Annotated in this window: 18 protein-coding genes and 1 other RNA gene; 2 read left to right on the top strand and 17 right to left on the bottom strand. The window is 34.1% G+C overall.

The window, feature by feature from the left end; all coding sequences use genetic code 11:
* Positions 1-107: 107 nt before the first annotated feature.
* The 8 genes from HMPREF3270_RS06660 to HMPREF3270_RS06625 form a co-directional block, all read right to left on the bottom strand.
* The gene (locus tag HMPREF3270_RS06660; protein WP_023015204.1) at positions 108-995 is read right to left on the bottom strand and encodes a 5'-3' exonuclease; all 888 of its coding nucleotides are present in this window, start codon (positions 993-995) and stop codon (positions 108-110) included.
* 19 nt (positions 996-1,014) lie between these two features.
* Positions 1,015-4,455 (bottom strand): dynamin family protein, encoded by a 3,441-nt coding sequence (locus tag HMPREF3270_RS06655; protein ID WP_070848436.1) that lies wholly within the window; start codon positions 4,453-4,455, stop codon positions 1,015-1,017.
* Positions 4,456-4,590: 135 nt separating this feature from the next.
* A complete protein-coding gene (rarD, locus tag HMPREF3270_RS06650) occupies positions 4,591-5,487 on the bottom strand; it encodes an EamA family transporter RarD (RefSeq protein ID WP_002480949.1) in 897 nt (298 codons plus the stop codon).
* A 27-nt stretch (positions 5,488-5,514) separates the two neighbouring features.
* The gene (locus HMPREF3270_RS06645) at positions 5,515-6,639 is read right to left on the bottom strand and encodes a THUMP domain-containing class I SAM-dependent RNA methyltransferase (protein WP_070848435.1); all 1,125 of its coding nucleotides are present in this window, start codon (positions 6,637-6,639) and stop codon (positions 5,515-5,517) included.
* A gap of 137 nt (positions 6,640-6,776) precedes the next feature.
* Positions 6,777-7,158: RNase P RNA component class B (rnpB, locus tag HMPREF3270_RS06640), an RNA gene on the bottom strand.
* A gap of 95 nt (positions 7,159-7,253) precedes the next feature.
* Positions 7,254-7,583 (bottom strand): cell division regulator GpsB, encoded by a 330-nt coding sequence (gene gpsB, locus HMPREF3270_RS06635; protein WP_002480951.1) that lies wholly within the window; start codon positions 7,581-7,583, stop codon positions 7,254-7,256.
* Between the two features lie 12 nt (positions 7,584-7,595).
* Positions 7,596-8,159 carry an SLOG family protein gene (locus HMPREF3270_RS06630; protein ID WP_057510508.1) on the bottom strand — a complete coding sequence of 188 codons (564 nt, stop codon included), beginning with the start codon at positions 8,157-8,159 and terminating at the stop codon, positions 7,596-7,598.
* Positions 8,152-8,490, bottom strand: coding sequence for a DUF1798 family protein (locus HMPREF3270_RS06625; protein WP_002480953.1), 339 nt, complete (start codon positions 8,488-8,490; stop codon positions 8,152-8,154). Before HMPREF3270_RS06625 ends, HMPREF3270_RS06630 begins: the two co-directional genes overlap by 8 nt.
* A 274-nt stretch (positions 8,491-8,764) precedes the next feature.
* On the opposite strand from HMPREF3270_RS06625, the gene recU reads away from it, so the two are divergent.
* Both recU and HMPREF3270_RS06615 read left to right on the top strand, forming a co-directional pair.
* Complete coding sequence (gene recU / locus HMPREF3270_RS06620) at positions 8,765-9,391, top strand: Holliday junction resolvase RecU (protein WP_023015200.1); 627 nt, start codon at positions 8,765-8,767, stop codon at positions 9,389-9,391.
* The gene (locus HMPREF3270_RS06615; protein WP_070848434.1) at positions 9,388-11,667 is read left to right on the top strand and encodes a transglycosylase domain-containing protein; all 2,280 of its coding nucleotides are present in this window, start codon (positions 9,388-9,390) and stop codon (positions 11,665-11,667) included. The genes recU and HMPREF3270_RS06615 overlap by 4 nt, the downstream gene beginning before the upstream one ends.
* Before the next feature lie 120 nt (positions 11,668-11,787).
* Here HMPREF3270_RS06615 and HMPREF3270_RS06610 read toward each other — a convergent pair whose 3' ends face one another.
* The 9 genes from HMPREF3270_RS06610 to HMPREF3270_RS06570 form a co-directional block, all read right to left on the bottom strand.
* A complete protein-coding gene (locus tag HMPREF3270_RS06610; RefSeq protein ID WP_070848433.1) occupies positions 11,788-12,120 on the bottom strand; it encodes a YpoC family protein in 333 nt (110 codons plus the stop codon).
* An 11-nt stretch (positions 12,121-12,131) separates the two neighbouring features.
* Positions 12,132-12,800: an endonuclease III gene (gene nth / locus HMPREF3270_RS06605; protein ID WP_002480957.1), complete on the bottom strand. Its 669-nt coding sequence runs from the start codon at positions 12,798-12,800 to the stop codon at positions 12,132-12,134.
* Positions 12,800-13,477, bottom strand: coding sequence for a DnaD domain-containing protein (locus HMPREF3270_RS06600; RefSeq protein ID WP_070848432.1), 678 nt, complete (start codon positions 13,475-13,477; stop codon positions 12,800-12,802). Before HMPREF3270_RS06600 ends, nth begins: the two co-directional genes overlap by 1 nt.
* 102 nt (positions 13,478-13,579) lie before the next feature.
* Entirely contained in the window at positions 13,580-14,872 is a 1,293-nt protein-coding gene (gene asnS / locus HMPREF3270_RS06595) for an asparagine--tRNA ligase (protein ID WP_060804294.1), read from the bottom strand.
* Positions 14,873-15,024: 152 nt separating this feature from the next.
* Positions 15,025-17,715, bottom strand: a complete 2,691-nt coding sequence (locus HMPREF3270_RS06590) for a helicase C-terminal domain-containing protein (protein ID WP_070848431.1) — start codon at positions 17,713-17,715, stop codon at positions 15,025-15,027.
* Positions 17,716-17,730: 15 nt separating this feature from the next.
* Positions 17,731-18,702, bottom strand: coding sequence for a biotin--[acetyl-CoA-carboxylase] ligase (locus HMPREF3270_RS06585; protein WP_070848430.1), 972 nt, complete (start codon positions 18,700-18,702; stop codon positions 17,731-17,733).
* Positions 18,695-19,894 carry a CCA tRNA nucleotidyltransferase gene (locus HMPREF3270_RS06580; RefSeq protein WP_070848429.1) on the bottom strand — a complete coding sequence of 400 codons (1,200 nt, stop codon included), beginning with the start codon at positions 19,892-19,894 and terminating at the stop codon, positions 18,695-18,697. The genes HMPREF3270_RS06585 and HMPREF3270_RS06580 overlap by 8 nt, the downstream gene beginning before the upstream one ends.
* Positions 19,887-21,017: an N-acetyl-alpha-D-glucosaminyl L-malate synthase BshA gene (gene bshA, locus HMPREF3270_RS06575; RefSeq protein ID WP_070848428.1), complete on the bottom strand. Its 1,131-nt coding sequence runs from the start codon at positions 21,015-21,017 to the stop codon at positions 19,887-19,889. Before bshA ends, HMPREF3270_RS06580 begins: the two co-directional genes overlap by 8 nt.
* 35 nt (positions 21,018-21,052) lie before the next feature.
* Complete coding sequence (locus HMPREF3270_RS06570) at positions 21,053-21,370, bottom strand: nucleotide pyrophosphohydrolase (protein WP_002480964.1); 318 nt, start codon at positions 21,368-21,370, stop codon at positions 21,053-21,055.
* Between the last annotated feature and the right edge of the window lie 162 nt (positions 21,371-21,532).

Below are 21,532 nucleotides of genomic sequence, written 5' to 3'. Positions count from 1 at the left end.
TGATTATCACCAGTCCTAAATAGTATAGAGCCTTAAAATAAAAGAAGCGGGAGGACGTCTCCACAGTTATTAACTGTGAAACGCCCTCCCGCTTTTGTTTTGAATGATTAAAATGGTAAGAATTCTCTTTCAATAAATTTCTTAGACACTTTCAAATCGTGAGTATCTAAGACATTGAAAATATCAATGAAATCCAGATGATACTGCATTTGATTAAATAATGCTGTTACATCTAATGGTACATTAGTGTGGATTTCTGCAAGTTGTTTTGAAAGTTTCAAATCATCTAATTGGCTGATAATTTTCTTTTGTTGTGCCGGTGTCAATTCGTCAATGTGATTGATAACATTTTCTACAGACTGATATTTTAAGATCAATTTATGTGCTGTTTTTTCACCAATTCCTTTGACGCCAGGATAACCATCAGCGGTATCTCCCATAAATGCTTTGATATCGATGAGTTGAAGCGGATGTAATTGATATTCTTCTTGATAGCGTGTTAAATCATAGCGGTTATAAATATTAAATCCTTTTTTAGTCAACCAAACTTCAACATTAGGATTTATACATTGTAAGATATCTTTATCTCCTGTAACGATATAAACTTCGTTATCCTCTGATAAATTTCTGCTTAACGTTCCGATAACATCATCGGCTTCATAATTTTTAACTCCAATATTAACAAACCCAAGTGCGTTTGAAATATCTTGAACTAAATCGAATTGTGGTATCAATTCATCAGGCGGTGCTGGTCTATGTTGTTTATAATCTGCAAACATTTCATTTCGAAACGTTTGTTGCCCCATGTCCCAACATACAGCGATATGTGTCGGTTGAATATCATCTATTGCTGAAAAGATGTGACGAACAAATCCTTGTACGCCATTAGTCGGAACTCCGTTTGAATTTCTCATGAATTGATGATGAATGCTTGTAGCATAGAAATGGCGGAATAATAACGCCATTCCATCTACCAGCAATACTTTGTTTGTCATACTACTTCCTCTTTCTAAGTTAAATAATTTCTTTTAATTGACGGTTAGCCGCATCAATTTGTTGAATCAAGCTATTATCAATTTTAACGCTTAATAATGCGCTTGCTTGTTCATGTATTTCATTTGAAATCTCATTTAATTGTTGATCTGCAATCTTGCCCATCTTAGACACTTGTTGTTCTAACTCTTGTCGTAATTGGTTAATGTTGTTTTGCAACAAGTCAACTGTTTCCATTGTGATTTGCTCTTGTAGTTCTTTTTGTGCTTTCAGTTGCAACAAACGCTTTTTCGTCAATTTTTTCGGAAGATGTTCGAACATTTCATTAAAATCAATATGCATCGTTGTAATTTTATCTTTATCCATTTCAATCTCAAAGTGTGGCTGCAATAAAATATGCAATTGATTCAATTGCTTAACAATAGGTGCAAGTTGATCTTCCAGTTGCTTATTAAAGAATTTTTTAATACGTTCAGCAATTAAAGTTTGTTCCATATACAATCTGCCATGGATTTGTTCAAGATATGTTTTAACTGCATCACGTTTTTCAGCATCAAAGTCATTGTTTTTAGTCATTTGCCCGTTGAATACTGTACGAACTTCATCAAACAATTGAATTTTTAAGCGTTCATTCAAGTGATATACTTGATCTTCAACTTCGTTATAAACATGTTGCTTAGTCGTTTTTAAAGTCGTAGTTGGAATCGCACCTTTTTGTTCAATCTTTCTTACTTCTTGTTGACGCGTTTCCATTTCTTCACGGTTATTTTGATAGTCTTCTGACATTTGTGTATAAGAGGCACTAATTTGTTCAAGTTGCGCTTTCATTTGTTGTTGTAAAACAACCTTAGATTCGACCTCCGCAAAGTAATCTAGACTATCTTTTAGTTTATTTAGCCCTTCATCGCCCTCTTTTAATGCACGTCGACTAGAAACACTATAAATATCAGCAGGCATATTTACTTGTTGTAATGCATCGCTGACATAATCTTCCACAGCTTCTAAATCTTCTGTTGATTCTGCTAAATCTACTGCATTAATAATCATCTTGAATGTTTGATTTTCATTGAGTTGATTCATCTCTTTCATATACTCAATAAATGCTTTATCGTTATCAGTAAATGAATGATTGAAATAGCTTACGTATAAAATCAAATCAGATGATGTTAATATTTTTTCTGTTTCATTAGAATGACGTTGGTTATTTGAATATAGACCTAAAGAGTCTACAATAATTTTATTTTTCAACCAGTCTATCGGTAAGTTTAAATGAACAGTTTCCACAAACGCAGCATATTCATCTTGAGCACTCCATTTTTTCACTTCATCCTGACTGATATCGTGATGGTAACCATCTTGAATCATATTTTGGTATAAATCTAATTGTTCTTTAACCGCATTAACAAAAGCAAGTTGTTCTTTCTTCAATGAATGTTTTAACTCTGTTGTATCTGTTGCTTTAAAGTCCTCTAAACTTTCAAAGTGGAATTTTTGAGATTCAACTAATTGATTTAATTCCGCGAGTAATTGAGGTGCTTGTTTTAAAGTGATTGCACTTGAATTACCATATGAGAGCTCTGTTGTTGCTGCTGTAGTAGGATTTGGTGAACTTACTAAATAATTTTCACCTAGTAACGCATTGATTAAGCTGCTTTTACCAGCACTGAATGTACCGAAGACGCCGATTTTCACAATTTGTTGATCCATTCGTTCAATAGCAGCCTTTAAATCAGATTTGGTTTGTTCAAATAAAGGAACAGGATCAATGATATCGATACCTTGCTTAATTGTTTCAATATCGATATCAGATTTTAACTCAGTTTTTTGTTTAGTTTGGTTCAGTTGTTTTTTCGGTGTTTCTAGCTCTTCTTTTGTATATGTGATTTCTGTACGGTCAATCAATTTATCTAATGAATCATCTAAGTGAATATAATAATGTTGATAATTTCTTGTGATGAGTGATTCACGCAGCTTACGTAACTCAATATATTTTTCATAATCATTTTGATCCGTCTCTTCTTCATCGTCGACATGTTGTGTTTCAGCATTTTCAATAGCACGTTTTAATAGAGGTTCAGATTCTTTTTTAATAAATCGATGAATAGCTTTAACGACATCGTCACAGAAGTTTAATACATAAGCATTACTGATACTCATTTGTTCTTGGTATAAATCTGTGACAAGTGAGGATGGTATTTCATAATGCTGATTTAAAATAGATTGGTTGACGTCTGTTTGGTTGATGAAGCGGGTTAAGAATGACATATCTTCTCGCATAGGCTGTCTGATTTGTTGATTTACAATATCTTGTAACGCTGTCATTACATTTTGTAAACGCTCTTCCCTAGCTTCTTCAGTTTTCTTTTTCTTATTAAAGAATCCGCCAACTTTGAATGTCTTTACTTGGCTCTCTAAGTAGAGACGAATCTTTTCACGCATTTCATGCGGCATTAAGTATGCGTTTTCTAAAATGTTTTTGCGTTGATAATTTAAATATTTATAGAGCTTATCTGGATCATTTAACAACTGTGCTTCTTCACTAACAGATTGATTCTGTTGGAAGTTTAAATAAGCTTGGTCAAATTGTGAAGCATCAATATCTAAGTTTGCTAAAATATCCTGCATTTCAGCTTGAATATATGATTTTTGGTCTTCGGTAATAAACTGTGTGATTCTTTCAATATAGTCTTCCATAGACTCGCAATGTGTATCTTGTTCGATTAAGAAATCAGACAGTGCATTAATTTGATTTTCTGGGTGGTCATACTTAGAAACATAAAATGTTTTCAGAAGTTCTAAGTCCCATTCATCTACCGCGTGCTGAATATTTTGTTTGAAAGCATCGAATGAAAGCTCTTCATCATTATGTTTATCGATTTGATTTATTACGAAGACTACTGGGATGCCTGCATGATTCAAACGTTTCATAAATTGGAAGTTCATTGCGGATTGAACATGGTTATAATCTACTGTATAAAAAATAATATTGCTGGTAAACATGAATTGTTCTGTTGATGCTTGGTGTAATGAAACGTTTGAGTCTACACCTGGTGTATCTTGTAAGGTGAATCCTTTTTTGAATTTATCAGATACAAAACGAATTTCTACAGACTCTACATCCCCATTTTGTCTGTTTAATTGCTTCACTTCATCATAATTGTTCAAGCGTGTATATTTTTGACCTTCTAAGTTTGCGATAATTTCACTTTTATCAGCGACACTGACGATTGCTGTGTTGCTGGTTGTCGGTACAGGTGAACTTGGTAAGATTTCTTGTTCTAGTAGTAAGTTGATTAATGTAGATTTGCCTGCTGAAAAGTGACCGACAAATGTTAATGTGTATTGATCTAGATAAACTTTTTTAATGACTTGGTTGATAATATGGACCAAATCTTGATGGTTTGATTTTTCGACTTCTTTTTTTAATTTATATAAAATATCTAATTGGTTGTTACTCGTCATAGATTATGTACCCCTTTATAAATAACATTGCTTTAATTGTATACTAAAAGCGCTTTACTCTAAAGGATTAAAATCGATGTTGCGGAGAATAAAAAAGATGCATCTGACTGATATTTAGTCAAATGCATCATAATTTTAAAGACCTGGATTATTCGCATGCTTAATTTGTAAGTAGCGAGATAAGCTGTAAACGATAATTCCAGCCCAAATAAAGATAAAGGTAACGAATTGATTTGTATCAAAAGGTTCTCTGTAAATAAAGATACCTAAAATAAAAATTAATGTCGGACCGATATATTGAATGAATCCCATTAATGATAAAGGAATACGTCTTGCACCTGCAGAGAACGAAATTAATGGAATCGCTGTAATAGCCCCTGAGAACAATAGCCAGAATGTCGGCATGTTGATACCAATGGTTGTTTGATGTGAGATCCATAAATAAACGATATAAATCAAAGCTGCTGGCGTTGTAACGATACATTCAAATGTAATACTGCTTAAAGCATCAATCGGTACAATTTTCTTAAGCAGGCCATAAAATCCGAATGACACTGCTAAAATAATCGAAACAACCGGGAACTCGCCGATTTTTAACGTCATGTATAGCACACCAATAAAAGCAAGGAAAATTGCTAACCATTCTAACTTATTGAATTTTTCTTTCATAAAGATCATCGCAAGTAAAATGCTGACAAGCGGATTAATATAATAACCTAAACTCGCTTGGAGTACGTGATTATTATTTACCGCCCAGATAAATGTGCCCCAGTTTACTGTAATGATATAGCCGGCTAGAATAATAGCCCAAAGTTGTTTGGTTGTTAAGGCTTTAATGCCACTTATAAATTGTGAACTTTTTCCCATTGCCATGATTAATACAACCATAAAAATCATGGATAAAATAATACGATAAGCGAGAATTTCAAACGGACTGATATCATTGAGCAACGACCAATAAATTGGTAATGTTCCCCAAAGGATATAGGCAATTATGGAGTATACTATGCCGCGTTTAAATTCTTGATTCATCCTAGTCACCCCAATTTTTCAAACTATTTACTTTTTCTTAGCCCAATATTGATAATACGTACATTCTATATAACCATTGAAGAGCTTTCTACGTTTTGTTGCTTTTTGTTGTGTTAAAAATTCAAATTCTTTATTACTTGTTAAAATGTACTCTGATAAGTTTTTGTGTTGACGCATCAACTTACCAAGATAGCGATACATTTCTTCAACTTCTTCTCTATCACCAATACGCTCACCGTATGGCGGGTTACCGATTAATGCGATAGGTTGATCGGTATGGATATCTAAAGTATTCACATCTTTGACACCGAATTGAATGACTTCACTCAATCCTACTTCTTCAGCGTTACGTATCGCAATGTCTACCATTTCAGGATCAATATCATATGCATAGACTTCAACTTCTTTGTCGTAATCTGATTGTTGATCTGCTTCGTCACGCAATTGTTCGTATAGATCATCAGGCATGATATCCCATTGTTCTGAAACGAATGAGCGGTTAAAGCCAGGCGCAATATTTTGTGCAATTAAGCATGCTTCAATTGCGATTGTGCCTGAACCACAGAATGGATCGATTAAAGGTGTGTTGCCATCCCAGTTAGCTAAGCGAATCAACGCAGCAGCTAATGTTTCTTTGATTGGCGCTTCACCTTGTGCGAGTCTGTATCCGCGTTTGTTTAAACCTGAACCAGAAGTATCAATTGTTAAAAGTACTTCGTCTTTATGAATTGCGACTTCCAAAGGATACTTACTTCCTGTTTCATCTAACCATCCTTTATGTGCGTAGGCATCTTTTAAGCGTTCAACAATTGCTTTTTTCACGATTGCTTGAACATCAGGTACACTATGAAGCGTTGATTTAACACTTCGACCCTGTACTGGGAAATTACCATCTTCTGTAATGATTGTTTCCCAAGGTAATGCTTTGGTTTGTTCGAATAGTTCTTCGAATGTTGTAGCTTTAAAGCGTCCCATGACTAATCGGACTCTGTCAGCAGTACGCAGCCATAAATTACTTTTGGCAATTGCAGTTTCATCGCCTTCGAAAAATATTCTTCCGTTTTCCACTGTTGTTTCGTAGCCTAATGCGTTAACTTCTTTTGCAACAACAGCTTCAAGACCCATTGGACATACGGCTAATAATTGATACATATGCGTTGACCTTCCTTCTATTTTTGTTGATTTACTTTATTATTGTAGCAAATTTTGAAGCGGTAATATATGTGTAGTAAGCGAGATATCAAATAAAAAAGCTCTCCAATCTTGGAGAGCTGAACTAGTGAGGATATTTCTATAAGCCATGTTCTGTACCTTAGTACTGATAACGTGCACTAGTAGTCACTCGTACGCCGGTGGTAACCATCTGTCTGGAATAAGTATTTACGCACACTTATTCCCTCATTTATACGTTGAATTCCGCTAAATAAGTGCTCCTACCAAATTTGGATTGCTCACTCGAGGGGTTTACCGCGTTCCACCCTTTACATTTCTGTAAAGGCTCCGTCACTGTGGCACTTTCAAGCTACTTTAATCATATCCAAAAGACTTAGATTATTTCACTGCCGTCTATTAGCCTTGACTTATTGTTTCATCAAGCACGAACACTACAATCATCTCAGATTGTGTGAGCATGGACTTTCCTCTATATTGCTATAGCGATTACCCGAAATATCACTTCTTAAAATTATAGCATGGTTCTTTGTCTATGGTAAAGCTAATCCGAAAAAGCACAACTTTTCAGACTTCGAGCCATAAACTCAGAATAACTATTTTCCAAATACTGCTTTTTCTAAATTAGAGATACGTTTAAGAATATCTACATTACTAGAATTTGTGTTTGAAGAAAAACTTTTGTTTTCTTGTGGTCTAGAAGTAGCTACACGTAAACGTAACTCTTCAAGTTCTTTTTTCAACTTATGATTTTCTTCATTTAATTTAATTACTTCATTATTCATGTCTGCCATTTTTTGATAGTCTGCGATGATGTCATCTAAAAATGCATCTACTTCTTCCCTTCTATATCCACGTGCAAGGGTTTTTTCGAAGTCTTTCTCATAAATATCTTTTGCTGATAATTTTAAAGATACATCTGCCATTTTTTCTCCACCTCATTCGAAACTTTCTTCAGACCACTGTATATCACTGATGAATGTATTGATTTCATCAAACGTTACAACATCATAAGTATAGTTTGTTTGTTCTGCAAAATCAACTAACATCCGCTTAAAGAACTTTGGACTCGCTTCTTGTTCTTCATCATAAATTAGAACAGTCATATCAGTATGGTCTAGGATAAATTGATCTGTTTGTTTGAATTGAAAGGGTCCTTCGTAGGGTGCGTGATGCACTGAATCATGAAAATCAGCTTTTTCAATAATTTGTTGATACTTCAACTGATTTTGTTCATTCCAACGTTCTGTATGATTTTGAAAAGGTGTAATCACACCGAGCTTTAATTCAGGATACTCTTGTTGCAAGTCAAGCACCACTTCAGCTGTCCACATTTCAATTCCTAATTGTCCTTGTATCAATACCCATTCTAAACCTTCCTCAACCAGATTTTGCAATTTATTTTTTAAAAATAATTTAAGGTATTTTACTTCAGGTGCATCATCTTTAAATATATTTAATTCATAGGATTTATAGCCGGTAACATATGCTGTTTTAACCATATTGCGTTTCACTTTCCTTTAAATAGTTTAAGTCATAGTTCACACTTTTCAGTTTATCCATAAAGAGTTTCCGGCTTGCTGAAGCATAATGACATTCGACAGAAAGGCGTTCTAAATTTTCTTTGAGTATTTGATACTTCAACTGATTCATGTATGAAAGCGCAATGATATTTTCTGCATAACCATCCAATTGGTTCAACAAATCATCGATGTGATAAGCAAAAGGCATCACCTCGTTTTTGAAATCATATGCCTTACCTGATCTAGCTTCTTCATATCTTTGTTTCATAATATAGGTTTGTTCTATTAATGTTGAGATAATGGTATACAATCACATTTCGCCTCCCTCACAATTAAATTATCATATATTGATAAGTACGTCATTTCAGAAAACCTTTAAATCCCTATGATAAAAGGGTTCAATATTGTTAAATGGCCTGATTAACGTTAAAATAAGTGACATATACACAAACCAATGTTTGCTTAAATACTAAAGGAAGGTTTTTAAGTAAGCATTGTATTGAAATAAGTTTCGAGAGTTTGCATCTCACTGTAAGTTGTGTATAATTATTACGGTTTAAAAACCTGTTGGTGTGGTGAAACAAATGAATTATCCAAATGGTAAACCATTTAATAGAAATAAGACTAAAGTTGGACGCACAAACCCATTCAATTCAAGTAAAATCAAGTATGGCGGACGTGGGATGACTTTAGAAAAGGAAATCGAATTATCAAACGATTACTACCTTTCTACAGGTAAAGCAGTAATACACAAGAAACCGACACCCGTTCAAATCGTAAATGTTTCTTATCCTAAACGCAGTAAAGCTGTGATTAAAGAAGCATATTTCCGCACCCCATCTACAACTGACTATAACGGTATTTATAATGGCCGTTATATTGATTTTGAAGCAAAAGAAACACAGAGCAAGACGTCTTTTCCATTACAAAATATTCATGAACACCAAGTTGCGCATATGAAATCATGCTATGAACAAAACGGAATTGTATTTTTACTAATTCGTTTTAAAGCATTAGATGAAGTTTATATGCTGCCTTATCGTTCCTTTGAAAACTTTTGGCAAAGACATCAAAATAACATCAGAAAATCAATTACAGTTGAAGAAATAAGAAAAAATGGTTACCATATTCCTTATCAGTATCAACCACGATTGAATTACCTCAAAGCCGTTGATAAGTTGATATTAGATGAAAGTGAGGACCGCGTATGACAGAAAGAAAGAAGACTTCTCATTCTAAGAATGGAAAGTCTGGTAAAAAACAGAATAGGAATATTAAGAGGACAATTATTAAGATTATTGGCTTCATTTTAATTGCGTTTATTGTCTTAGCCTTAGTTGGTGTTCTTTTATTCGCTTACTACGCATGGAAAGCGCCAGCGTTTTCTGATGCAAAATTAAAAGATCCTATACCAGCAAAGATTTATGATAAAGACGGTAAATTAATCAAGACACTTGATAACGGTCAAAGACGTGCGCACGTGGACTTAAAAGATGTTCCGCAAAATATGAAAGATGCCGTTCTAGCTACTGAAGATAATCGTTTCTATAAGCATGGTGCTTTAGACTATAAACGTTTATTCGGTGCGGTCGGTAAAAACATTACTGGCGGATTCGGTTCACAAGGTGCATCAACATTAACACAACAAGTTGTTAAACGTTCATTCTTAACCGATCAAAAGTCGATTGGCCGTAAAGCACAAGAAGCATACTTATCGTATCGTTTAGAACAAGAGTACAGTAAAGATGAGATTTTCCAAATCTACTTAAACAAAATTTACTACTCTGACGGTGTTTATGGGATTAAAGCAGCAGCTAAATATTACTTCGACAAGGATTTGAAAGATTTAAATTTAGCTGAGGAAGCGTACTTAGCAGGTTTACCTCAAGTACCTAACTTATACAATGTATATGATAATCCTAAAGAAGCGGAATCTCGTAAAGATACTGTATTATACTTAATGCATTATCATAAACGTATTTCTGAACAAGATATGAAAAAAGCGCAAGATACACCAATTGAGAAAAACTTAGTTAAACGTAGTGCTGATGATCGTGCAATTAAGCCAGATAATAAAGATCCTGAGTATAACTCATATGTGAACTTTGTGAAGTCTGAATTGATGGCACATCCTGAGTTCCAAGACAAAAATCTTGGCGACTTAATGAATAGTGGTATTAAGATTTATACTAATATGGACTCTAGCGTTCAAAAAGCATTGCAGAACCGTATTGATAACGGCAATTACTATAAGAACGAAGATCAACAAGTTGGTTCAACAATTGTTGACAGTAAGAGCGGTGGATTAGTCGCAATTTCTGGTGGCAGACACTTCAAAGATGTTGTCGACCGTAACCAAGCAACTGACCCTCACCCTACTGGTTCTTCATTAAAACCATTCTTATCTTACGGACCAGCAATTGAGAATATGCAATGGGCAACAAACCATGAACTTCAAGACGAATCAGAATACATGGTTGATGGTACTACATTCAGAAACTATGATACGAAGAGTCATGGTAATGTCACACTTTATGATGCATTACGTCAAAGTTTCAACATTCCAGCATTGAAAGCTTGGCAACAAACGAAACAAGATGCTGGTCAAGACGCACCTAAGAAATTTGCAGAGAAAGTTGGCTTGAAATATGAAGGTGAAATTGGTCCTTCAGAAGTACTTGGTGGTTCATCATCTGAATTCTCACCTACTGATTTAGCTTCTGCTTTCGCAGCGTTAGCTAATGGCGGTGAATACAACCAAGCACACGGTATTACTAAAGTTGTCGATCAAGAAGGTAATACTACAGAGTTTGATCACAAACACCACAGAGCTATGCATGATTACACAGCATACATGCTTTCAGAAGTACTAAAAGGTACATTTGAAGCTTGGGGTTCTGCTTATGGTCATGGCGTATCTGGTGTTAACTTAGCAGCCAAAACTGGTACAGGTACTTATGGTTCAGAAACTTACCAACAATACAACTTACCTGATAACGCAGCGAAAGATGTATGGATTAACGGTTTCACTCCTAAATACTCAATGTCAGTTTGGATGGGCTTCAATAAAGTTAAAGAATATGGTCAAAACTCATTCGTTGGTCATAACGAACAAGAGTATCCACAATACTTGCTTGAAGATGTGATGTCAGACATCAGCCCTAGAGACGGACAAGACTTCCAACGTCCAGCTTCAGTTAATGGTTCAAGCAAATCTGACTTATACGTTGCTAGCAACCCTGACCACAATACTACAAACCGTAAAGTAAACGGTAATGGTACTACTCAAGGCGGCAGCAGTAATAGCAACAACAGTCAACAACAAGGTTCAAATAACAGAAGTCAAAACTTTGGTAACAATAACCAACAAGGACAAAGCAATAATCAACAACAAGGCAACAACAACCAGCAAGGCGATAATCAAAATGGCAATGCATTATCAAGATTCTTTAATCTACATGCCATTTTCAATAATAAAGCTTCATAAATAATAAAAGTGCAGTGACTCGAACTTCTGAGCACTGCACTTTTTCTATACTTAATAATATGAAAAGACATGTTTGAACAAGAAATTCAAACATGTCTTTTATCATTTTCATTTAAATTATTAGCGTTTTTGATGTGCTTGTCTTGCTTTATACGCTGCGTTCATTTTAATGAGTTCACTGATGAGTGTTTTCATCTGACGATAGCCCATAAAGTGATGTTTTCGTTGATGAATATAATCAAATCGTTCTTGGAAATTAATGGGCACAACTGGATAAGTATCTAATTTATTGTAATCAATTGTTTCAACATTGTTAATCTGACAAAAATAGTGTTCGATTAAAGTTAAATATTCATCAAGTAACGCTTTTCCTTGGTCTGATGTTAATTGTTTCTTTTTCGCAAAGACATCAATTTGGGCTTCTAAAGCTTCAAAATCAGATTTTGTAATCAAAAAATCACCTCTTATGCTTTAGCTTCTTTTCTTAGTTTTTCACGATATCGTTTCTGCCCTTCTCTACAATCATCGAATAAAGGACAAATATCACATTTCGGTGCACGTGCTAAACAGTGATAACGTCCAAAGAAAATCAGTTGATGGTGACTTTGATTCCATCTTTCTTTTGGAATAATTGAACACAGGCGCTCTTCTACCTCTTTGACGCTGTCTTTCCATCGATTAATACCTAATCTTTTAGAAACACGTTCTACATGTGTATCAACTGCTAACGCTGGAACACCGAATGCGACACTTAATACAACATTCGCAGTTTTTCGACCAACACCTGCAAGACTTTCTAAATCTGTACGATTATTAGGTATTTTGCCATCAAATTTATCGATAAGTGATCGGCATAGCTTTTGAATGTTTTTGGCTTTATTACGATATAACCCGATTGAGCGAATATCTTGTTCCAGTTCTTCTAAACTGACATCCAAATAATCTTGTGGTGTTTTATACTTTTTAAATAACTCACGTGTTACTTTATTAACTAATACGTCTGTACACTGTGCAGATAGCAACACCGCAATGGTTAATTCAAATGGATTATCATGTTTAAGCTCACATTCTGCATCTGGAAACATTTCATCAATGACATCTATCATACTTAATGCTTTTTTCTTACTTAACATTATGATTCCTCCTGATTCAACCAGTCAAATTTTGGAATGCTTTTGACTGTATGTTTCATTTGCGGTGTATGGTATTGACTACTGATCTTTTTAGAGTCCTCCACTGTTTTAACGTTGTTTTTCTTCCAATTTAATAGGATTCTATCAATGTATTTAAAGCTCATTTTTTCTTGACTCAATGCTTCATTCACCGCAGCTTGAATCACTGAAATATCATGGTGATCAACGTCAATCCACTGATTTAATGTATCAATTTCAATGGGTGATAAAGGACGGCCAAATGCGCTTTCAATCATTTGGAATAATGACTTAAAGGACTCTTGGTTATTCATTTCACGTTGTTGTGTTTCTTGGGATTTTAAAATTTTACTGAAAGATTGATAAAAACCATCTAGATTCATAAATTCAGCAAAACGTCCTTCTTCATCTTTTTGTACTGTTAAATCTAATAAATCTGATTGAATTAGACGCTGAATAACACCTGTCACTTCGCGTTCCTTCATCGTTGTACCTTTACTAAGATATGAAATAGAAGGTTGTTTATTTGAATGCTCATATTCATAAATTAATTTTAATAAGATGATTAAATCAGTTTCTGATAATCCCATGTCAGCATAGTGATCGAGTAATTCTCTTCTAATAACAACGGGGCGTTTTCTAAGTAATTCTATATCCAAAGTGACCCTCCTTTTTTTGATATTTTACCTATTGAAATGGTCCAGTCATCGTTTACACACATGACTGGACCCATTTATTTTTCATTCAAATCATAGAATTGTTTATGGATATAAACGGTTTAATAAGCGTGGGAATGGTGCTGTTTCTCTAACGTGTTCTACGCCAGAAATCCATGCCACTGTTCTTTCTAAACCTAAACCGAAGCCGCTGTGAGGTACTGAACCATAACGACGTAAGTCTAAATAGTACTCATAGCTTTCTTTATCTAAACCATGTTCTTCGATACGTGACTCTAATAATTCTAAGTCATTAATACGTTCAGAGCCACCGATAATTTCACCGTAACCTTCAGGTGCGATTAAGTCAGCGCATAAGACTGTATCTTCATTGTCTGGATTTGGCTGCATATAGAATGGTTTGATTTTTGTAGGATAATTTGTGATAAATACTGGTAAATCATAATGGTTTGCGATCGCTGTTTCATGCGGTGCACCAAAGTCTTCACCCCACTCGATGTCATCAAATCCTTCTTGTTTTAAGTATTCGATTGCATCATCATATGTGATACGTGGGAATGGTGTTTTAACTTTCTCAAGTTTAGAAGTGTCTCTGTCTAAGATTTTAAGTTCTAAGGCGCAATTCTTAAGTACAGATTGAACAACATGAGCAACGTATTGCTCTTGTGCTTCTAAACTGTCGTCGTGGTTATAGAAAGCCATTTCGCCTTCAATCATCCAGAATTCGATTAAATGACGGCGTGTTTTAGATTTCTCAGCACGGAATGTCGGACCGAATGAGAAAACTTTACCATATGCCATTGCTGCTGCTTCTAAATAAAGCTGACCACTTTGTGATAAGAAGGCATCTTCATCGAAATATTTAGTGTGGAATAATTCACTTGTACCTTCTGGTGCACTTGCTGTTAAAATTGGTGGATCAATTTTAACGTATCCGTTATCGTGGAAGAATTCGTATGTTGCACGAATAATTTCATTACGAATTTTCATCACTGCATGTTGTTTTTTAGAACGTAACCATAAATGACGGTGATCCATTAAGAATTCTGTACCGTGATTTTTTGGTGTGATTGGATAATCATGTGCTTCATGAATAATCTCAATAGATTTAACTTGCATTTCATAACCTAAATCTGAACGATTATCTTCTGTAATTGTACCTGTAATGTACATTGATGATTCTTGATTTAAGTTTTTAGCTGTCGCAAATGTTTCTTCATCTACTTCAGATTTCACTACGACACCTTGCATGAATCCAGTTCCATCACGTAATTGCAAGAATGCAATTTTACCGCTAGAACGTTTGTTTTGAAGCCAAGCGCCAATTGTGACTTCTTGACCAATGTAGTTCTTTGCTTCTTTGATTGTAGTCTTCATTATTCAAACTCCTATACTTCTTTTTGACATTTATTAGAGAATTAATGATTGCTCGAAACTTCTAATTTTATCAAGTTGCTTTGAGCATTTGATTAACTTTTAACCCGTATATATTTTATCAAATAAATGCGTTTTCTTCTAGTTGATAAACTCTATTGTGCGGTTAATCGCTTTAATATTTTACTGAACTTTTGTAGATTACCGATTTGCTGATTGAATGCTTTTAACGTATGCATAAAGAAATGCTGATAATTACTTTTTATTAAGCGGTCATCAAAGGAAACAATGATGCCTTTATCATTTTCGTTTCGAATTAAACGCCCTAATCCTTGTCTGAAACGAATGACTGCATCAGGCAGCACATAGTCTTTAAACGTGGAGACAAACTCTGAATCCATCAACCAGTATTTCGTATTGTTCTGATTCATAAACGGCAGTTTTGCAATCATGACACATTTAATACCGTCACCTTGGAAATCAAAGCCTTCAAAGAATGTTCCTGTTCCTAATAAGATTGCTTTATCAAAGCTGTTGAATTGTTGCGCTATTTTATAGTTTTGACTATTGTTTTGCTGTGACAAGATAATGTAATCTTCAAAATCAGGTAAGTCATTTAATAATTCTTGAACATGATACATCATTTTGTAACTTGTAAAGAGCACTAAACATTTAGATTCAGTCATATTTACATATTCAGTAATATAACTGACAATCGCGTGCTCATATTTTTCTACATCACGATAATGATAAGGCTCAACATCATTTGGAATAAAGATAGTTGCTTTATTGTGGTTATCAACTACATCGTCAATAATATACGTGTTAAATTCAGCATCTTGGTTGAACCACTTTTTATAAGCTTCAAAGGATCCATTAAAAGTTAACGTGCCTGAAATAAAAGTTAAGGCATTAAACTTGTCTAAAATTTGATGTGAAAGTATATCTTTCACCTTATAATCCTTCACATAAATCGTAATCGTTGATTTCTGTTCTAAATTTTTAATGGATAAAAAGCATGTGTGATCTGCTTTTAAACTTTGTTCAATCGCACGGAAGTGGTCATTGATGTACAGTAAATGTTTACGAATTGATTTGATAGTTTTATGACTCATGCCATTAAAGTATTCTAACGTTAAATTTAATTTATGGATAATCTCATGGATATCTTTTAATATCGGCGCTTTATCAAATTGATTTACAAAATGAATCTTATGATTATCATCATCATGAATCGTAGAATCATGGATAATATCGAAGATTGTCGTAAATAATTGTTCATTCAATTCATGAATATCATTTACTGCGGTTTTAAGTCCAAAAACATCAATCGGTGGAATATCTAATCTTTCTAAGATACGTTTTTGTTCAAGACGATCTACTGCCTTTAATAGTTTTTCATTTTCTGTCTTACCGATTAAACCTAGTTGATATTTAATATCTGAATAGCTGAGTTCATTTGTGACTTGGTCTAATGCATAATCTGGTAAGCGATGTGCTTCATCAATAATACAGTCTTCAAACAATTGATAAATACTATTTTCTTGAGAAGCATGTATTAAATGCGCATGATTTGTTATACCAATTTGGATATTTTGTGCATTACGTTTTAAGAAATTATAGTAATGAATATCATGACGGACCGGCACATAAGTTTCAGCTTTTTGCTCTAAATACATCTTTTGTCCGCCTTTAAGATTAAGCTCTTGAATGTCCCCTGTTTCTGTGTGGGTAATCCATATCAATAACTGCATTTTAAGCAAAGTTACATCGTAGTTTTGTGTCTCGTCTTTAAGAATCTGACTTATGAGTCCTAAAGAAATATATTCACGTTTACTTTTGATAATCGCCGCATTGATACGGTAACCAAGCACTTTTTCCAACGTAGGTATTTCATGTTCTAATAACTGATTTTGCAATAACTTAGTATTTGTTGAAATCATGACATGTTGTTTAGTTTCAATATTATACATCAGTGCTGCAATTAAATACGCAATAGATTTACCTGAACCTAAAGGTGCTTCAATCAATGCTTTATCATTATGCATGAGTTGATCTAAAATAATTTCTGTTAAATAAAGTTGCTTTGGTCGATATGTGAACCCCAAAGCGTCAATGACCTTTTTATAAAAGTCTTCAGTTGAACCTTCAAAATCAATGGAAGGTGCTTTGAAATCGACTTGTTTTCTGTAAATGATTTGTTCAAATTGAGCGTATTGATTATCTAATGGCTGATCGCCATGATGTCTGACCATTTCAAACAATACATCATGTAACTGATATTTTAAATCTTTGCTTAAGTAATAAAGTTGTTTCAATGTATCAGTCGGTAATGCGTTCAATACATTAAAAGCTTTAACCATTAATTTTGCTGTAGTAGCCGCATCTTCATCAGCGCGATGAGCATTATTCAGTGGAATATTATGATTTTCTGCTAATTCACTCAGCTGATAGCTTTTATCCGTTGGAAATGCAATTTTAAACAATTCTACAGTATCAATCGTTTTTCTAGGATGATAAGTAATATTACATTTTCTAAATGCATTTTTTAAGAAGTTCAAATCAAAAGAGACATTATGTGCAACAAACACACAATCCTTCAAGACTTCATAAACTTCATCTGCAATTTCATGAAAGTATGGCGCTTGTGTTAACATAGCGTCTTCGATTGACGTGAGTGCCTGAATGAAAGGCGGAATTTCTAAGTCTGTCTTTATTAAAGAGTGGTATGAGCCGACAATTTCATAATTACGTACAAATGTAATACCGATTTGGATGATTTCATCATAATCCTTCTGGTTACCTGTCGTTTCTAAATCTACCACTGCATAAGTAGTTTGACTCACACGATCGCCTCCTTTCTATAAATCTATATCTGCACTCATTAAACGGTGGTTTGTACCTGCTTCATCTACGACTAATAAGAAACCATCTTTATCGATATCTATCGCTTGACCACTGAACTGTTCATCATTTTCTGTGAATTTCAATGTTCTATGCCAGATATTCGAGTGTGTTCTATATTCGTCTCTAATAGATTCAAATGGTACGGTTAAGAATTGAATATAACGTTTTTTCATATTTTTTAATAATGTATCTAAAAATGCATAACGATCTACTTTTTGATCGGAATGTTCAAAAATGCTTGTGGCACGATGTGCAATCTCTTCTGGGAATTCGTCTGCATATTGATTCATATTAATACCGATACCACATATAACAGCTTCTATACCATCACTGTTTGCGGACATTTCCGTTAAAAAACCACATACTTTTTTCGAACCGATATAAATATCATTCGGCCATTTGATTTCAACTTTATCGTTTGAAAATGGTTGGATAGATTCGCGAATTGCTAAAGCCATAAATAAATTAAATGTAGTGATTAAAGAAAAAGGAACTTTAGGACGAAATACTGCACTCATCCATAGACCTTTCCCTTTTGCTGAGTCCCAAAAACGGTTGAAACGGCCACGCCCTTTCGTTTGTTCATTACTCAACACTAACATTGCGTTTTGATGGCCAACCATTTTTTGTTTCGCAGCAAGCTGTGTCGAATCAATCGTATCATAAACATAGACATCATCGAAAAAACCTTGTGCATCCACAATTTGCTCTACAATTCCAGGATACCAAGTATCCGCAAGCTGTTCTAATTGATGGCCTCTATGATTAACAGAGTGAATAACACACCCTTCTGCTTTTAATTGATCTATAATTTTTTTAACAGCAGTTCTCGAAATTTGTAACTGTTCTGCTATCATTTGACCAGATATATATTCTGGTTGATTATCATATAACATTTTAACGACATCTTGACTATATTTAGACATTTGCTTTCACCCATTTTATGATTTCACTTTGTTCATTTTGCAACTCATGATTGATAATCGCACATTCTATTTTTCTTAGTATATCTTTTAACCATGGGCCGCCTTTTCGATTTAATGTTTCTAATATGATTTTACCATTGATAGCGATATCACTTCTTTTAGAAATCACTAAGTCCTTGTCAATCTCTTTAATTGATTCTTGATTTATTATTAAAGGATGACCTAAATAAATCCTGTTTTCATTCAGTGTTTCATGCATCGACAATATATAAGATAATACAGGCAAGCCGTAGTCGTAAACTAAAAGACGCAATGCTTTTTTATCTGAAAGTGTTTCTAGCTTTTCAAAAATACTACAATACATTTTTACCTTCTTTTTCATATCGTTACTAATTTTTAGTTTTGCTAAAGCACCATTATTTTCAGGTTGTTTAAACATCATTACCGCAAGCATTAATTCTAATGAAATTGGTTCGCAAATATGAATGTGTGACATCTTATAATTTTTGAAAAATGGCACATAATCAAAGAAATTCAGTTCAAGTAATAATGGATAAACGTGTGCGACAACTTTACCATTTAGTAGTTTCGTTAACTCCACTATGATTCTTTCGATGGACAAATAGGCAGTATCAGCCATACGGTTTTTCATCGCGTTGTATGTGTCATCTTCTATGTCAAACCCTAATTGCGATTTAAAGCGTAAGCCTCGTAGTATGCGCAAAGCATCTTCAGTAAAACGCTCTTCTGCAGGCCCTACTGTAACAATTCGTTTTTGTTTAATATCTTCATATCCGCCAAAATAGTCTCTAATGGTAAAATCAGTATCCATCGCAATCGCATTCATTGTAAAGTCCCTACGCTCTACATCTTTATATAAATCACGTACAAAATAAACTTCATCTGGCCGTCTATGGTCTTTGTATTCACCTTCGGCACGATATGTGGTTACTTCATAATTTTCATTTTGATAAACCACGTTAATCGTTCCATGTTCTTTCCCGATTGGAATCGTATGATCAAATATGGATTCGATTTCATCGGGAGAAGCGCTAGTAGTAATATCAATATCGTGAATAGGACGGTTCATTAAATAATCACGGACCGATCCACCGATAAAATAGGCTTCAAATCCATTCTCTTGTATTTGGTTTAAAATAGGTGCAGCTTTTAAAAATAAGTCTTTATTCATGATTTTCCTCTAACATTTGGTTGTAATAATATTCATATTGATCTGCGATTAACTCAGAGTTGAAACGTTCTGTCACGTCTTTCAGCATTTGTTCGCGAACACATTGATACAACGTATCATCCGTTAATAACTTAATCGCATATTCACTCGCTTTATCGCTATCTCCAATATCAACAATAAAGCCTGTTTCTTCATGTTTAATTACTTCTTTAATACCGCCAGCCGTTGAACCGATGGGTACAACACCTGTTTTCATCGCTTCTAATAATGTTAAACCAAAACTTTCCTTTTCACTTAACAAGAGTACTAAATCAGACATTTGATAGAATTGATTCACAAATTCTTGTTTACCTAAAAACATGACATCATCTTCAATATCTAGTTCACGTACTAAACGTTTCATTTCCATTAACTCTGGTCCATCACCTAGTAATAGTAATTTCGATGGTATTTGATCATGCACTTTTTTGAAAGTCTCAATAATCGTATCAATACGTTTGACTTGTCTAAAGTTCGAAACATGAATCAATACTTTCTCATCAGGTTTGATACCATAAACTTTTTTCAATGCATCATTTCGTTTTGTCGGAAAATCAATTTCTCTGACAAAGTTATAAATCGGTATGATTTCTTTATCAGTACCGATGATTTCTTGCGTTTGATGTGCTAATGATTTACTTACACTTGTTACAACGTCACTATTTTCAATACCGAATTTAATCGCATCTTTAAGAGAATGATCAAAACCAAGCACTGTAATATCTGTACCATGCAAAGTCGTCATGATTTTGACGTCTTTACCAGACATTTGACGTCCTAATATGCCGCAAATCGCATGAGGCACTGCATAATGCATATGTAGGATATCTAAATCATATTCACGAATTACAGATGCGATTTTTGTACTTAAACTGATATCATAAGGTGGATATTGAAAAACTGCATATTGGTTTACTTCTACTTGGTGGAAAGTAATATTTGGTAGTGGTTTTCTAATACGAAACGGTAAGTTTGAAGTGATAAAGTGGACATCATGCCCTCTTTCAGCAAGTGTTATCCCAAGTTCAGTTGCGATAATACCTGAACCTCCCATAGAAGGATAACATGTAATTCCTATCTTCATTTCAAACCGACTCTCCTTTATCTCTCTATATAGTTTTATTTACGTTCAAAACGATCTTTATCTCGTGTATTAAATTTATGCATTGTTTCATCAAAACTTTCGGTCATATCGATATCTAAAGAATTTGCGATACATAATAAAACGAACAGGTTGTCTCCGAGTTCAGCTTTAATCGTATTTTCCTCTTCAGTATCTTTCTTTTTCTTTTCTCCATATACATGGTTGATTTCTCTAGCAAGTTCCCCGACTTCTTCTGTTAAACGTGCTAAATTCGCAAGGGGTGAGAAATAACCAGCTTTAAATTGGCCGATATATGCATCGACTTCTTTTTGCATTTCTGACATAGTTTTCATGCATTTCATCTCCTTACATCTTAACTCCTAGTATATCTTATATTTTTTTATTATGCATTTTAAGTGCAATCTCAACAAAATAAAAAACCTTGCTGCGAGAGCAAGGTTTCATTACTTTATTAAATTAATGGCTCTATAATAAATTCGGTTGATGAGATAACC

It is taken from the genome of Staphylococcus sp. HMSC65H10, assembly GCF_001839185.1.
Taxonomy (GTDB): domain Bacteria; phylum Bacillota; class Bacilli; order Staphylococcales; family Staphylococcaceae; genus Staphylococcus; species Staphylococcus simulans.
This window is presented reverse-complemented; position numbering and strand designations above follow the sequence as displayed.